The following is a 13734-nucleotide window of genomic DNA, read 5'->3' as shown; positions in this document are numbered from 1 at the left end:
TTCAGATCTCCTTGAGCGCCCGTGCTACCCGCACGACCCGATTTGCCTGCACTCGCGCGGACTGCAGCGCGAGCTCACCGACGGGGAGGTTGTCGCTGCCCAGCACGTGTGACGTGCCGTAGGGGTTCTCGTTCAGACCGGGCGGCACGATGATGCCGCCGAAGTGGCACACCATGTTGTAGATCGAGACGAGCGTCGTCTCCATGCCTCCGTGCGAGCTGCCGCCGGAGGTGAAGGCGCTGTAGACCTTGCTGGAGAGCTGGCCGCGGAACCACGCGGGCCCCAGCGTGTCGATGAACTGCTTGAGCTGGGCCGCCATGTTCCCGAACCGGGTCGGCGTGCCGAACAGCACGGCGTCGGCCCACAGCACGTCCTCGACCTGTGCGACCGGGACGTCCTCGGTGGCGGCCAGATGGGCCGCCCAGGCCGGCCTGGAGTCGATGGCGGCCCGCGGCGCCAGCTCGGCCGCCTTGACCAGCCGCACCTCCGCGCCGGCCTTCTCCGCCGTTTCCGCCAGTTCCGCGGCGATCCGGTGGATGGTGCCCGTCGAGGAGTAGTAGACAACGGCGACGTTCACGCTGAGGTCCATGTCGGGTTCCTCGAGGTTCGGGGCCGGTCGGGCGCGGAGTGTGGTGTTCTCACCCTCGCGGTCCGCTCTCGACGTCAGATCGAGCGCAGGTCGAAGCACTGGGGATAAGGTGTCCGCATCGGGGCGAGGGGACGTCAGGGATGATCAGGGTCTTGCTGGCCGAGGACATGCACATGGTCCGTGGCGCACTGGTCGCGTTGCTCAACCTGGAGCCGGACATCGAGGTGGTCGCCGAGGTCGACTCCGGTGACAAGATCATCGCTATGGTCCAGCGGCACCAGCCGGACGTCGCCGTGATCGACATCGACCTGCCGATCCTGGACGGCCTGACCGCCGCCGGCACGATTCGGGACACCCTGCCCGAGGTCCGCACGCTGATGCTCACGAGCCTCGCCCGGCCCGGCACGCTGCGGAAGGCGCTCGCCGCCAGGGTCGACGGCTTCATCCTCAAGGACGCGCCACCCGCGCAGCTCGCCGCCGCCATCCGCGACGTCAAGCAGGGCAAGCGCGTGGTGGACAGCCAGCTCGCGCTGGCGGCCTGGGACCAGGGCGAATGCCCGCTGACCGACCGCGAGCTCGACGTGCTGAGGCTCGCCGCGAGCGGCACGGACGCGCCGGACATCGCGCGGGCCCTGTCGTTGTCGGTCGGGACCGTGCGGAACTACCTGACCATGATCATCAGCAAGCTGAACGCCCGCAACAGGGTCGACGCGATCCGCGTGGCGCAGGACGCGGGCTGGATCTAGGGGTCCGGAAATTCGCCGGGGACTCGCGGTCAGACGGCTACGAGGCGCCCTGGTGAGCGCGAATCACCTCGTCGGCCTTCCAGGTCACCGCGACAGCGGGATCTCCGCGCACAACCGGTAGGTGTCCGCGGAGATGGCGCCGGCCTCCAGCGTGCCGCCGATGTCGGCGACGCGGGCTGTGAGGTTGTCGATCCCGTTGCCGCCCTCGGAGCTCCCGTCGGGCTCGCGGTGCCCGGCGAGCCCGTCGTTCACGATCGCCAGCGTCAGCCGGTCGTCGCCGCGGACCAGGGTGATCTCGCAGTGCTCCGCCTTGCTGTGGCGCAGCAGGTTCGTCACGCCCTCGCGCAGCACCGTGGCGAGCGTCGTGCGGACCTCCTGGGACAGCTCGCACTCCTCGAGGTTCATCCTCACCTCGATGTCCGCGGCCGTCAGCAGCGCGCGGGCCGACTCCTTCTCGGTGGTCAGCGAGAGTTCCCGGTAGCTCGACGAGACCGCGCGGACGTCGGCGAGCGCCTGCCGGGAGATCTGGAGGATCTCGTCCAGTTCCTGCCGCGCCCGCTCGTCGTCCCTGCCGATCAGGCGGCGGGACAGCTCGCTCTTCAACGTGATCGCGGAGAGGCTGAAACCGAGCAGGTCGTGCAGGTCGCGGGCGAACCGGAGGCGTTCCTTGGTGACGGCCAGCTCGGCGAGCTCGGATCGGGCGTCGTGCAGCTGCGACACCATCGAGCGCAACCGGGTGATGGCCCAGACGACGAGGCCGATGTTCGTGGTGGCGATGAAGCCGTAGGCGCTGTTGACCAGGCCTCCGCCGCCGGTCTCGAAGGTGTAGAGCAGGCCGATGCTGATGACGACGCCCGCGAACGCGACCACGCCGAGGCGTGGCGGCAGCACCAGCAGCGCGGCGCCGGCGAGGAAGCCGGGCAGACCGAGCCACGGGCTGTCGAACGCGATGATCGGCGCGTAGGTGAGGACCACCAGGATCGCCAGCAACGCGTAGCCCAGCGGGGCTCTGACCTCGACGTCAGGTCTGCAGAGGTAGCCGAGCACCAGTGCCAGCGAGCAGATCACGCTCGCCCCGGCGACGAACATCGCCTGCTGGGGGATCGCGGAGTGCCACACCAGGGTCAGTGCGCTGATCGTGTAGCCGGTGAACAGCACGGCCGTCAGCAGGGTCGCCCGCTTGGGTGCGATGCGCGGCGCCCGTCGCGCGGGAGTGGGCTCCCACGACTCCGCGGGCTCGCTGGGCCGCACGGGGAGCTGGGCCCGCAGCCGGTAGGTGCCGTCCGCCTGGGCGCCCGCGGCGACCGTGCCGCCCAGTGCCTCGACGCGGCTGGTGAGGTTGCCGATGCCGCTGCCGGGCCGGGCGTCGCCGCTGGGTTGCACGCCGTCGTTGACGACGTCGATGAACACCGCGTCGTCCGCGGAGGAGATCGTGATCTCGCACCGCTCGGCCTTGCTGTGCTGCAGCAGGTTCGTCACGCCTTCGCGCAGCACGGTGGCGAACAGCGTGCGCACCTTCGGCGAGAGCTCGGCGGTATGCCGTGTCTCGACGGTGACGGCGACACCCGCCGCGTCGAGCACGGAACGGGCTGAGGTCATCTCGTCGTCCAGGGAGAGCTCGCGGTAGCTCGACGCGACCGAACGGACGTCGGCGAGCGCCTGGCGGGAGACCTTGAGCACCTCGGAGAGCTCTTCGCGCGCGGAGTCCCCGCGGCCGAGCATCAGCCGGTGCGCGTACTCGGTCTTGAGCGTGATCGCGGAGAGGCTGTAGCCGAGCAGGTCGTGCAGGTCGCGGGCGAACCGCAGCCGTTCCTGGGTGACCGCGGTGTCCGCGAGCGCCGACCTGGCCTCGTCGAGCTCCTCGACGAGGGAACGCAGGCGCGACAGGCCGTACACGACCAGGCCGGTGACCATGACGATGTTCGCCGTGTACGCGACGTGCGCGAGATCCCGGTCGATCTCCCACTGGAGCGCGCCCGCCGACACGCAGACGGTGCCGAACACCGCCCAGGCGATGGCGGGCCGCAGCACCAGCACGGCGGAACCGGCGAAGAGGCTGATCATGGTCGTCCAGCCCTGGCCGAAGACCGCGAGCCCGCCGAACGCCAGCACGCCGTGTGCCCCCAGGGCGATGAGGCCCTTCCGGCCGCGCACGTCGGCGTGGGGGTTGCTGAAGATGCGGAACTGCAGGAACGCGAGCACGGCGAGCGTGGCGACGGCGGGGACGAGGGTGGTCAGCGCGGTCGTGCCGGCGAGCAGGTAGGTGAAGGCGCTCACGAAGTAGCCGCTGAAAACGACGGTCAACACCAGTTGGACAAGCCGGGGAGCCGTCCGCGGGAACTCCCGCGCGACTTCGGGGTCCAGGTGAACCGCCACAACCACTCCTTGCTGAGAGTCTGGAGTCGCACCGCAGGCCATGGTACCTATCTGGTCACGCCACGGAGCCGATTTCATTGGCCGGTAACACGATGAATCCCGCGCCGGCGAGGTACGCGACGACGTCGGCGACGATCAGCCGGTCGAGCTGGAGGGTGTTCGCGATGTCGGCGATCGTGGATTCGGTGTGCATCAACGACTTCGCGATTTCCGCCGACGGTGCCCGGTGCAGCGTCACCTGGTAGTCGAGACCGGGACACACCATCGCCTGGTCGCCGTTGAGGCGTTCGATGCTGGTGTCGGGCCGGATGCAGATCGGCTGCGTGTGGGCGACGTGCGGCAGCGTGAAGATCGCGTCGCCCGCGATCGCCAGCACGGACAGGATCGGGCCGGCGCCGTCGTCGAGGCCGAGCGACGGGATGACGCAGCCGCCGAGCCGGTCGAGCGTCCGCTTGAGCCTGCGCCACACGGGACAGTATCCGGAGCCCGCCTTCCAGCTCGCGAAGTTCTCGTACAGCGCCGGGATGTTCTCGAGCGAGACGGGCCCGAGTGTCATGCGGTGCAAGGCTTCCCGCACCACCGGGCTCCGGTCGAGCACCTCGATGTCACCCCATCGGCCGCGCACGGTGAGGTGGCCGTGTTCCGGATCGCTCACGACGACCGCGTCCTCGAGGAGTGACCACAACGGCCGCGCCGAAGGAATGTGTGATTTCACGGCAGTACCCCAGCTCCTGCGGAAGTGGATCACATGAACATCGGGATCGGGTTCAGCTCGTCGTAAGCCGCGGGTCTCTTCGCACGTCCTAGTGCTACAGGTACGTCGTAGAGCCGCCCTTGAGCGAGCCTCGACCAGAACGGCCGCATGCCGGGCACGATCACCTTGACGACCGGCAGCCCGAGGTCGGGCCTGGTCTGGTCGAGCACCAGCACCTCCATTCCCGCCGCTTCGATCCGGGCCTGCAACGACCGGACGTCCTCACCGAGATCGGCCTGCCTGGTGTAGGCGTGCCGGGTGGCGGGGGCTCCGCTGGGTGCGAGGTACGGCTGGTTCTCCACGGTCGCACCGGTGAGCCAGCTCCGCAGGTCGACGTCGAGCGCGCGCCGTCCGGCGTCGTCGAGGTCGAGGATCGCGGGCATCACCTGGTTGAGCTCGGTGAGCGCCCTGCGCAGCGCGATCCGCGGGTCCAGGTGGGCGCCGAAGCCGAACATGATGTCCTCGTGCGGCCCGCCGGTCCTGCGGGACACCGCGGCCGTCACGGGTACGCCGAGGTCGGCGGTGAGGTCGAGCACCCACAGCTCGCGGCCGAGCTCGGCGTAGACCTCGCGCAGTTCGTCGACGAACGGGTCACCCGCGGCGTCCAGGTCGACGGCGGGCACGGCGCTGCGGTTGTACCACCACAACGCGACCGCATCCCGTTCCACGAGTTCCAGCATGCCCTGCAGCACGGCGTCCTCGATGCTGCTGCCCGCCGCGCACCCGTTGGAGCTCGCCACGATCGACGGGGGCGTGGGCGCGCCGAAGTAGAGCGCCGCGGTCGGCATCAGCCGGTGGCACTGGTTCGTCATCGACCACACCGGCGTCCAGTCGAGCACGCCGCTCTCGTCGAACGGCTCCGGCACGTGCTGGAACGCCGAATGCGTCGCGTTCCACGCCGTCCGGTTCTCGAACTGGCGCGGGTGGTAGAGCTGGAAGGTGTCGGGGTGCACCGCCTCGTCGCCGAGGGTGCGGAAACTGCCGAGGATCCGCGCCTCGTCGCCGTGGTAGCCGGCGCTGTAGCGCTCCAGCGCCTCGCACAGCGCGCCGACCTCGGCGTCGAGCGCCGTGACGCCCTTGCCGCCGTTCTCGCACCGCAGGGTCGAGCGCAGCCCGTCGAACCCGCTGCCGTTCGCGGCGTGGTTCAGCCCGGATCGGTAGGAGTGGAAGATGCTCGGGCCGCGCGAGTCGCGCCGGACGTCCTTGACCACGCCGGTGACGGGGCTGATCAGGTGGCGGTACGCGTCGAGCACCTCGCCGGGCGTCGCGGACCGGTGACCGCCGCCGTCGCGGGACCGCTTGGGCCGGAACCCGATCCGGACCGGCTCGTGCGCCTGCCTGCGCACGATGTCCGGGTCGCCGCAGCCTTCGCACTGCGGCAGCGCCCTGACCTGGTGGTGCGTGGTGCGCAGGGTGAGGCTGTCGCACGCCCACACCTCGCGCTGACCGGGGTGACGGTGGCCCGCCAGCCACTTCGTGGCCTCCAGCGCCGCGATCTCGACGGCGGTCGCGGTCACGGACGGCAGCTGCACGGCCGGGCGCGGCGCGGGACCTCGCTGCCCGCAGCGGGCCTGCACGTGCGCCTCGGCCGGCCGGTTGGCCGACAACCGGGTCGCGAGGCAACGCCAGCAGGCGCCGTCCCCCGGCGTGAAGATCGGTCCGACCCACACCTGCGTGCCGGTCGGTTTGGTGAGCAGCCACGGCGTGCCCGTGGCGCGATGGGACTCGTCCAGTTCCCTCAGGTCGGGAGCGAGGTAGTCGTCGCAGACCACGACGGTGAGCGCGGCACCCGGCTCGTCCTCGGCGCTGAGGAGGAGCCCGGCGCGTCGCAGCGCGCTGGCCATGACATCGGTGTTCGCCCCGCCCACGGCGAGGAGTCGTACGCGGGCGGTGCTCGTGCTGGTGAGAGCGCAGGAGGCGTCCAGTCCCGCCGCGTCCCAGTACGCCAGTGCCGCCGCCCGTCCGGCCGGATCGCCGGGGTGGTCATCGGGTTCGCGCGTACCGATGAGCCCGGCTGCTCCCAGCCGGGTCAGCACGCGTCCCACGTGCTCGGCGGGAACGTGGGAGGGCATCTCGCTGAGCAGTGCGGTGAGATCCCTCGTCCCGTCGAGCAAGGGGGCGATCAGTTCCACGTGTGGCCCGCGCAGAGCCGTCACCCCGTTCTCGGAGAACAGGTAGACGGCCTCACCCCGCACGATTTCGGTGCGCAGGTGTCGTTTGAACCCGATGCGTTCTCTCACGACCGTTCCAGGTGTGTTCAGGCGGCCAGCAGCTCGACCGCGTGGCCGATGCCGCCCGGCCCCTGGCAGATGCTGAAGAACAGGAACGCGTTGTCGCCGGCGTGCGTCGGGCGGTCGAACTCGTAGATCGCGACCACCGCGTCGTCGTCCACGTGCGACTCGGCGGGCGAGAGGATCAGTTCGAAGGTGCGGTTCTCAGCCATGTCAACTCCCCAGATCATGAATCCCAAGTAGCGTTGACACCAATCGTCCGTGTGACGAGGGGAAACCCGGTAGTTACCCACTAATGCGCGGGCATGTGAAGTTCTCATGCCCGCGGCGGGCCGACTTCATCCGCGTTTGATGGCAGGGACACTGCCGTTCTGCGCCCTCTTGCGGTCAACTTGTTCATGAGTTCACAGCACGATCGCGGAGGAGGGACGACGATGCAGATCAAGGTCCTCGGTCTGGTGGAAGCCACGGTCAACGGCAGGTCGTTCGTTCCGTCCGCCGCCAAGCCACGCCAGATCCTGGCGCTGCTCGCGCTGAACGCGGGACAGGTCGTGCAGGTCCCGACGCTCGTCGAGGAACTGTGGGGCGACCGCCCGCCGCGCAGTGCGCGCACCACGTTGCAGACCTACATCCTGCAGCTGCGCAGGCTGATCGGGGACGCGCTGGCCGCGTCCGACGACACCGAAGCCAAGGAAGTGCTGGTCACCCGTTACGGCGGCTATCTGCTCGACGTGCCGGAGACCGCCGTCGACGTGCACGAGTTCGAACGGCTCCTGCGGTCGGGCCACCACGCCTACGACGCGGGGGACTACGCGGTGGCGTCCCGGTTGCTGCGCTCCGCGCTGGAGATCTGGCGCGGCCCGGCCGTGGTCGACGTGCGGCCCGGCATGCCGCTCGGCATCGAGGCGGTCCGCCTGGAGGAGGCGCGGCTCAGCGCGCTGGAGACCCGCATCGACGCGGACGTGCAGATGGGCAGGCACAAGGCGTTGCTGAGCGAGCTCGCCGTGCTGACCGCGCAGCACCCGATGAACGAACACCTGTGCGCGCAGTACATGATCTCGCTCTTCCGCGCGGGACGGCAGTGGCAGGCGCTGGACGCGTTCAGAGCGTTGCGGCGCACGCTCGTCGACGAGCTCGGCGTCGAGCCGTCGGCACGCATGCAGCACCTGCAGCAGGCGATCGTCTCGTCCGACCCGCGCCTCGACTGGGCCGGAAACCGGCAACAGCAAGGTCTTCTGGCCTGATCCGAATTCCAGCGGCCCGCACCACACCGTGGTGGGGGCCGCTTTTTCGTTGTGGGTCAACGATTTCTGGCCGGAAAGTTCGAGGAAGTCTCCACTGGACTACCAGTGCGTGCTGGCAACCTCACTTTGTGGGCGCGCGGAAACGCCCGGTGAGGAAAGGAAAAAGCCGTGAGCGCACTGACCATCGAGGGTCTCAAGGAGATTCTCAACGAGGCCGCCGGCGAGGACGACTCGTTCAAGGCCGGCCAGGACATTCTCGACATCCCGTTCCTCGAGCTGGGCTTCGACTCCCTCGCCCTGCTGGAGACGGTCGCGCTGATCAAGCGCAAGCACGGGGTCGCCGTCGCCGACGACGAGATGGCGTACATCGAGACGCCGCGTCAGCTGCTGGACAAGGTCAACAGCCAGATCGCGGCCTGACGGCGACTCGGGAACGGAGACGGGCATGACGCACACCACCACGCACACGGTCATGATCGGTGCTCCCGCCAAGGTGGTCTACGACCTGGTCGCGGACGTGACGACCTGGCCGTACACCTTCGGACCCACGGTGCACGCCGAGGTGTTCGAACGGGACGGCTCGACCGAGCGGTTGCGGTTGCACGCGTTCGCCAACGGTGACGTGCGCACGTGGACGTCTCGTCGCGAGCTCGACCCGGCGAACCTGCACATCGAGTTCCAGCAGGAACGTTCGGCGGCACCGGTGAAGACCATGGGAGGACAGTGGCGGATCGTCCCGATCGCCGACTCGGCGACCCGGGTCGATCTGCTGCACCACTTCACCGCGGCCCAGCCGGAAGCGGTCGATCTCATCCTGAACGCCGTCAACAACAACAGCGACGCCGAGCTGGCCGCGTTGAAGCGCGCGGCCGAGTACGGCGACGACTACGACAAGCTGGTGCTGTCGTTCTCGGACAGCATCACGATCCACGCGAGCCGCAGGGACGTCTTCGAGTTCCTCTACCGGTCGGACCTGTGGCCTCAGCGCCTGCCGCACGTGGCGCGGCTGGACCTGAAGGAAGCGGTCACCGGCGTGCAGTCCATGGAGATGGACACGCGCAGCCCGGACGGGTCGATCCACACCACGCACTCGGTGCGGGTCTGCTTCCCGTACGACAGCATCGTCTACAAGCAGACGCGCACACCGCCGATCATGGCGGCGCACGTCGGCCGGTGGACGTTCAAGGACATCGGCGACGGCATCGAGGCCGGCATCGAGGCGACCTCCCACCACACGGTCGTCATCCGGCCGGAGGTCGTTCCCGAGGTGCTGGGGGCCGACGGCACGATCGAGCGCGCCCGCGAGCTCATCCGCCACGCGCTGGGGACCAACAGCCTCACGACTCTGCGGCACGCGAAGGAATTCGCGGAGAACGGGTGAGGTGAAGCGATGGGGCTGGGTGGCGTGGACCTGCTGACGGCCGCTGCGCGCGCCGCCAGCCGCAACGGGCTCTACGTGGTGTCGATGTACCTGGAGAAGGCCGCGGTCGAGCACCAGCGCAAGGGATGCCCCTCCGAGGTGGCGCCCTGTGCCTACGAGATCGAGGCCTCCCGCGTACTGCTGTCGGGGTTCTAGATGGAGCTCTACGACGTCTCGCTGCGTCGCACCAGCCTGTCCATTTCGGACAGACTGGTCGCGGCGCGGCGCCTCGACGCGCTCGGAGTCGCGTTCGTCGACGGAGGCCGGCCCTCGCGGTGGTTCTACAGCCGCGCGGCTCGGGAACTCCGGTTGCGAACCGCCACCCTCATCGCTTCCGGTGGTGCGGAGGACCTCACCGCACTGCTCGCCGCGGAAACCCCCGCGGTGGCAATAGTTGTGCAGGAGCACGGCTTCTCGGTCCTCCGGGAGGCCGTGCGTCAACTCGTGCGCGCCGGACGGCGAGTGATCGTCGAGGCGCGGGACTTCTTCGACGGCTGGCTGATCGACCCCGAACACGCGTTGGAGGTCGTGCTGACAGCCGCGGAGGCTGGGGCGGAAACCGTGATTCTGCACGACACCGCGGGCGCGTTGTGGCCCGACCAGGTGGGCGAGATCGTCGCCGCTGTCGCGGAAACCGGTGTGCCCCTGGGATTCGGTTGCGACGACGGCGGCTCGGCGGCGAAACAGCTGTTCGCGGCCGATGCGGGGGCGGGACTCGTACAGGGGTCCTACGCCGTCGTTCGAGGTGGCCTCGATCGGGCCGTTTCACCATCGGTTCATTCGGCAGAGACAGGTATCGCTCCCGTGCCCTGTCCGAGATTGGAGCAGACCGTGTCCGCACAGAAGGCGATTGGAGGTGTCCGATGAGTCGTCGCGCCGTCATCACCGGGGTGGGCGTGGTCGCACCTGGTGGCATCGGAACGAAGGCGTATTGGAAACTGCTGTCCGAAGGGCGTACGGCGACTCGCATCATCACGCACTTCGACGCGTCTCCGTACCGCTCCCGCATGGCGGGTGAAGCAGACTTCGACCCCGTGCGCGAAGGTCTTACGCCGCAGGAGATCCGCAGGCTCGACCGCGCCGCGCAGTTCGCGGTCGTCGCGGGCCGCGAGGCGATGGCCGACTCGGGCATCGAGTTCGACCAGCTCGACCCCGGCCGCATCGGTGTCTCGCTCGGCACCGCGGTCGGCTGCACGACCTCGCTGGAGCGCGAGTTCATCGTCGGCTCCGACCGGGGCAAGTACTGGGAGGTCGACCAGTCCTACGCCGTGCCGCACCTCTACGACTACTTCACGCCGTCCTCGATGGCGACGGAGCTGGCGTGGACGGTCGGCGCGGAAGGCCCGGTCTCCGTGGTCTCCACGGGCTGCACCTCCGGCCTGGACTCGGTCGGGTACGCGGCCGAGCTGATCATGGAGGGTTCCGCGGACGTCGTCGTCACCGGCGGCACCGAGGCCCCGCTCTCCCCGATCACCGTGGTGTGCTTCGACGTCATCCGCGCGTCCAGCACCCGCAACGACGACCCGGCCACCGCCTGCCGCCCGTTCGACAAGACGCGCGACGGACTGGTGCTGGGCGAGGGGTGCGCGATCATCGTGCTGGAGGAGCTGGAACACGCCCGCGCTCGCGGCGCGCACATCTACGGTGAGGTCGCCGGCTTCGCCTCGCGGTGCAACGCCTACCACATGACCGGCCTGCACCCCGAGGGCATCGAGATGTCCGACGCCATCAACATCGCGCTGAAGCAGGCGCGGTCGGACGCCACGGACGTCGGTTACATCAACGCGCACGGCTCCGGCACCAAGCAGAACGACCTGCACGAGACGGCGGCGTTCAAGCGTTCGCTCGGCGCGCACGCCTACAAGACGCCGGTCTCGGGCTTCAAGTCCATGATCGGGCACTCGCTCGGCGCGATCGGGTCCCTGGAGATCGTCGGCTCCCTGCTGGCGTTCGAGCAGGACCTCATCCCTCCGACGGCGAACCTGCACGAGCCGGACCCCGAGTGCGACCTCGACTACACACCGCTGGTCGCACGCGAGAAGAAGGTCGACACGGTGCTGACCGTGGGCAGTGGTTTCGGTGGATTCCAGAGCGCCATGGTGCTCAAGAAGGTGGAAGGGGCAGGCCGGTGACTCGGGCGGTGGTGACGGGAATCGGCATCGCGTCGCCGAACGGGCTGGGGCCGACCGCGTACTGGCGGGCGACCCTGCACGGGGAGGCGGCGATCAAGCCGATCACCCGGTTCGACAGTGCCAACTACTGGGCGAAGATCGCCGGTGAGGTGCCGGGCTTCGAGGCAGGCCGGCACCTGCAGGGCCGGCTGCTGCCGCAGACGGACCACATGACGCGGTTGACGCTGGTGGGCACGGACTGGGCGTTGCGCGGCGCCGGTGTGCAGCCCAACGACATCCCGGACACCGACATCGCGGTGATCACCGCGGCGACGGCGGGCGGGTACGAGTTCGGTCAGCGCGAGCTGCAGAAGCTGTGGCACCAGGGGCCGGAGTACGTCTCGGCGTACCAGTCGTTCGCCTGGTTCTACGCCGTCAACACGGGCCAGATCTCCATCCGGCACGGCACGCGCGGTCCCGGCGCGGTCGTCGTGTCGGAGCAGGCCGGTGGCATCGACTCCATCGGGCACGCGCGGCGCCAGCTGCGCAAGGGTGTCCAGCTGGCGTTGACCGGCGGCATGGACTCCTCGCTGTGCCCGTGGGCCTGGGTGGCGCACCAGGCGTCGGGTTGCCTGTCCCGCAGCAACAACCCGAAGCGCGCCTACCTGCCGTTCGACCGCGACGCCTCCGGGTACGTCGCGGGTGAGGGCGGCGCGATCATGGTGGTCGAGACGCCGGAGTCGGCGGCCGGGCGTCCCGGCACCAGGATCTACGGCGAGATCGTCGGGTACGCCTCGACGTTCGACTCGCGGATGCCCTCGCGCGAGCCGGGGCTGAGGCGGGCGGCGGAGCTCGCGTTGCGCGACGCCGGCATGGACGCCTCGGAGATCGACGTCGTCTTCGCGGACGCGGCGGGGATTCCCGAGCTCGACAAGGCGGAGGCCGAGGCGATCAAGGGCATCTTCGGTCCGTTCGGCGTGCCGGTGACGGCGCCGAAGACCATGACCGGCCGCCTGTTCGCCGGCGGCGGGTCCCTGGACGTGGCGTCGGCGATCCTCTCCATCTACTGGAGCGCGATCCCGCCGACGGTCAACGTCGAGAACCCCGTGCCGGAGTACGAGATCGACCTCGTGATGAACGAGGCGCGGCACGGCAAGGTGAAGGCCGCTCTGGTGCTCGGGCGCGGCAAGGGCGGGTTCAACTCCGCCATGGTGGTTCGCGAGTACAGGTGATGTCACCCGCACAGGGGTCGTGAGGTCTTCCTCGCGGCCCCTGTCGCTTTTCTGGAGGCTTCTTGTGGATGTTGCCCAGATGGATGTAGCTCTGATGTTTCCCGGGCAGGGGTCGCAGTACCCGCGGATGGCGGCCTCCCTGTACGGCGCGGAGCCCGTGTTCACCTCGGTGATCGACGAGGTGGTCGAGCTGTTCGGCGAGGTCGGTTCCGTTGCCTGCGAGGACTGGCTGGCCGGGGCCGACATCGATCACGTGTCCCGGGCGCAGCCGTTGTTGTTCGCGGTCGACTACGCGTTGGGGCGCATGGTCCTGTCGTGGGGCGTGCAGCCCGTGGCGTTGATCGGGCACTCCGCCGGTGAGGTGGTCGCGGCAACGCTGGCCGGCGTCTTCTCGTTGGAGGAAGCCGTTTCGCTGGTGCGGGACCGGGTGGTGTCGGCGGTGCCCATCCCGTCCGGTGGCATGCTGGCGGTGGCGGCTTCGGAGGCCGAGCTCGTGCCGTACCTGGTCGGTGACGTGGCGATCGCCGCCGTGAACTCGGCGCGGCAGACGATGCTGGCCGGGTCGGACGCGCCGCTGGCCGACGTGCGTGCGCGGCTGGAGGCGGACGAGTTCATCGTGGTGACGGTGCCGGCTTCGACGCCGTTCCACAGCCCGGCGATGCAGCCCGCCGTGGACGAGGCGCTGGCGTCGTGGAGTGCTTCGCCTGCCGCGCCCTCGATCCCGGTGTACTCCGGTTACACGGGCAAGCTGATGACCGCGGAGGACGCGCTGTCCGCGCGGTTCTGGACGCGGCAGCTCACCGACGCCGTCTACTTCGGACCGGCGTTGAACGAGCTCGTGGCGATGTACGACGTGCTGCTGGTGGAAGCCGGGCCGGGCCAGACGCTGACGTCGTTCGCGCGCCGCACGAAGGCGGTGCGGTCCGGTGCTTCGCAGGTGCTGCCGTTGCTCGACGCGGCGGATTCCGTTGAGTCCGCTCGCGCTCGGTTGGCATGACGTATTAAGGGCCGCCCTCTCCTGGAGGGCGGCC

14 protein-coding genes are annotated in these 13734 nt (G+C 69.4%); 9 read left to right on the top strand and 5 right to left on the bottom strand.

All coding sequences use genetic code 11. The features are described 5' to 3' along the window. Position 1: 1 nt before the first annotated feature. Positions 2 to 589 (bottom strand): flavodoxin family protein, encoded by a 588-nt coding sequence (locus tag ACWEIJ_RS16435; RefSeq protein ID WP_449837996.1) that lies wholly within the window; start codon positions 587 to 589, stop codon positions 2 to 4. Positions 590 to 729: 140 nt separating this feature from the next. Here ACWEIJ_RS16435 and ACWEIJ_RS16430 point away from each other — a divergent pair, with 140 nt between their 5' ends. Beyond that, entirely contained in the window at positions 730 to 1335 is a 606-nt protein-coding gene (locus ACWEIJ_RS16430) for a response regulator transcription factor (RefSeq protein ID WP_449837995.1), read from the top strand. Between the two features lie 84 nt (positions 1336 to 1419). On the opposite strand, the gene ACWEIJ_RS16425 is transcribed toward ACWEIJ_RS16430, so the two are convergent. The 4 genes from ACWEIJ_RS16425 to ACWEIJ_RS16410 are packed head-to-tail and all read right to left on the bottom strand — an operon-like array spanning position 1420 to position 6908. Then, a complete protein-coding gene (locus ACWEIJ_RS16425) occupies positions 1420 to 3711 on the bottom strand; it encodes a sensor histidine kinase (RefSeq protein ID WP_449837994.1) in 2292 nt (763 codons plus the stop codon). A 55-nt stretch (positions 3712 to 3766) separates the two neighbouring features. Next, positions 3767 to 4426, bottom strand: a complete 660-nt coding sequence (locus ACWEIJ_RS16420; protein WP_449837993.1) for a hypothetical protein — start codon at positions 4424 to 4426, stop codon at positions 3767 to 3769. A gap of 29 nt (positions 4427 to 4455) precedes the next feature. Continuing rightward, positions 4456 to 6705 carry a TOMM precursor leader peptide-binding protein gene (locus ACWEIJ_RS16415; protein ID WP_449837992.1) on the bottom strand — a complete coding sequence of 750 codons (2250 nt, stop codon included), beginning with the start codon at positions 6703 to 6705 and terminating at the stop codon, positions 4456 to 4458. A 17-nt stretch (positions 6706 to 6722) separates the two neighbouring features. After that, positions 6723 to 6908: a hypothetical protein gene (locus ACWEIJ_RS16410; protein WP_449837991.1), complete on the bottom strand. Its 186-nt coding sequence runs from the start codon at positions 6906 to 6908 to the stop codon at positions 6723 to 6725. Positions 6909 to 7130: 222 nt separating this feature from the next. Here ACWEIJ_RS16410 and ACWEIJ_RS16405 point away from each other — a divergent pair, with 222 nt between their 5' ends. The 8 genes from ACWEIJ_RS16405 (at position 7131) to ACWEIJ_RS16370 (ending at position 13700) form a co-directional block, all read left to right on the top strand. After that, positions 7131 to 7940 carry an AfsR/SARP family transcriptional regulator gene (locus ACWEIJ_RS16405; RefSeq protein ID WP_449837990.1) on the top strand — a complete coding sequence of 270 codons (810 nt, stop codon included), beginning with the start codon at positions 7131 to 7133 and terminating at the stop codon, positions 7938 to 7940. Between the two features lie 168 nt (positions 7941 to 8108). Continuing rightward, a complete protein-coding gene (locus ACWEIJ_RS16400; protein ID WP_449837989.1) occupies positions 8109 to 8360 on the top strand; it encodes an acyl carrier protein in 252 nt (83 codons plus the stop codon). 25 nt (positions 8361 to 8385) lie between these two features. Then, entirely contained in the window at positions 8386 to 9321 is a 936-nt protein-coding gene (locus ACWEIJ_RS16395; protein WP_449837988.1) for an aromatase/cyclase, read from the top strand. A 9-nt stretch (positions 9322 to 9330) separates the two neighbouring features. Beyond that, positions 9331 to 9516 (top strand): hypothetical protein, encoded by a 186-nt coding sequence (locus ACWEIJ_RS16390; RefSeq protein ID WP_449837987.1) that lies wholly within the window; start codon positions 9331 to 9333, stop codon positions 9514 to 9516. Further along, positions 9517 to 10227 carry a hypothetical protein gene (locus ACWEIJ_RS16385; RefSeq protein ID WP_449837986.1) on the top strand — a complete coding sequence of 237 codons (711 nt, stop codon included), beginning with the start codon at positions 9517 to 9519 and terminating at the stop codon, positions 10225 to 10227. Further along, on the top strand, positions 10224 to 11492 hold the full coding sequence (locus ACWEIJ_RS16380; protein WP_449837985.1) for a beta-ketoacyl-[acyl-carrier-protein] synthase family protein: 1269 nt from the start codon (positions 10224 to 10226) through the stop codon (positions 11490 to 11492). The genes ACWEIJ_RS16385 and ACWEIJ_RS16380 overlap by 4 nt, the downstream gene beginning before the upstream one ends. After that, the gene (locus ACWEIJ_RS16375) at positions 11489 to 12703 is read left to right on the top strand and encodes a ketosynthase chain-length factor (RefSeq protein ID WP_449837984.1); all 1215 of its coding nucleotides are present in this window, start codon (positions 11489 to 11491) and stop codon (positions 12701 to 12703) included. Before ACWEIJ_RS16380 ends, ACWEIJ_RS16375 begins: the two co-directional genes overlap by 4 nt. A 94-nt stretch (positions 12704 to 12797) precedes the next feature. Then, on the top strand, positions 12798 to 13700 hold the full coding sequence (locus ACWEIJ_RS16370; protein WP_449837983.1) for an acyltransferase domain-containing protein: 903 nt from the start codon (positions 12798 to 12800) through the stop codon (positions 13698 to 13700). Positions 13701 to 13734: the final 34 nt, after the last annotated feature.

This window comes from Lentzea sp. NPDC004789, assembly GCF_053601075.1.
The sequence above is the reverse complement of the archived record's forward strand: the minus strand, read 5'-3'. Positions and strand labels throughout refer to the sequence as shown.

What these genes read in the sequence shown, in the direction of transcription:
- ACWEIJ_RS16435 (WP_449837996.1), bottom strand. Translation starts at nt 589, where the DNA reads ATGGACCTCAGCGTGAACGTCGCCGTTGTCTACTACTCCTCGACGGGC.
- ACWEIJ_RS16405 (WP_449837990.1), top strand. Translation starts at nt 7,131, where the DNA reads ATGCAGATCAAGGTCCTCGGTCTGGTGGAAGCCACGGTCAACGGCAGG.
- ACWEIJ_RS16395 (WP_449837988.1), top strand. Translation starts at nt 8,386, where the DNA reads ATGACGCACACCACCACGCACACGGTCATGATCGGTGCTCCCGCCAAG.
- ACWEIJ_RS16385 (WP_449837986.1), top strand. Translation starts at nt 9,517, where the DNA reads ATGGAGCTCTACGACGTCTCGCTGCGTCGCACCAGCCTGTCCATTTCG.
- ACWEIJ_RS16410 (WP_449837991.1), bottom strand. Translation starts at nt 6,908, where the DNA reads ATGGCTGAGAACCGCACCTTCGAACTGATCCTCTCGCCCGCCGAGTCG.
- ACWEIJ_RS16430 (WP_449837995.1), top strand. Translation starts at nt 730, where the DNA reads ATGATCAGGGTCTTGCTGGCCGAGGACATGCACATGGTCCGTGGCGCA.
- ACWEIJ_RS16370 (WP_449837983.1), top strand. Translation starts at nt 12,798, where the DNA reads ATGTTTCCCGGGCAGGGGTCGCAGTACCCGCGGATGGCGGCCTCCCTG.
- ACWEIJ_RS16380 (WP_449837985.1), top strand. Translation starts at nt 10,224, where the DNA reads ATGAGTCGTCGCGCCGTCATCACCGGGGTGGGCGTGGTCGCACCTGGT.
- ACWEIJ_RS16390 (WP_449837987.1), top strand. Translation starts at nt 9,331, where the DNA reads ATGGGGCTGGGTGGCGTGGACCTGCTGACGGCCGCTGCGCGCGCCGCC.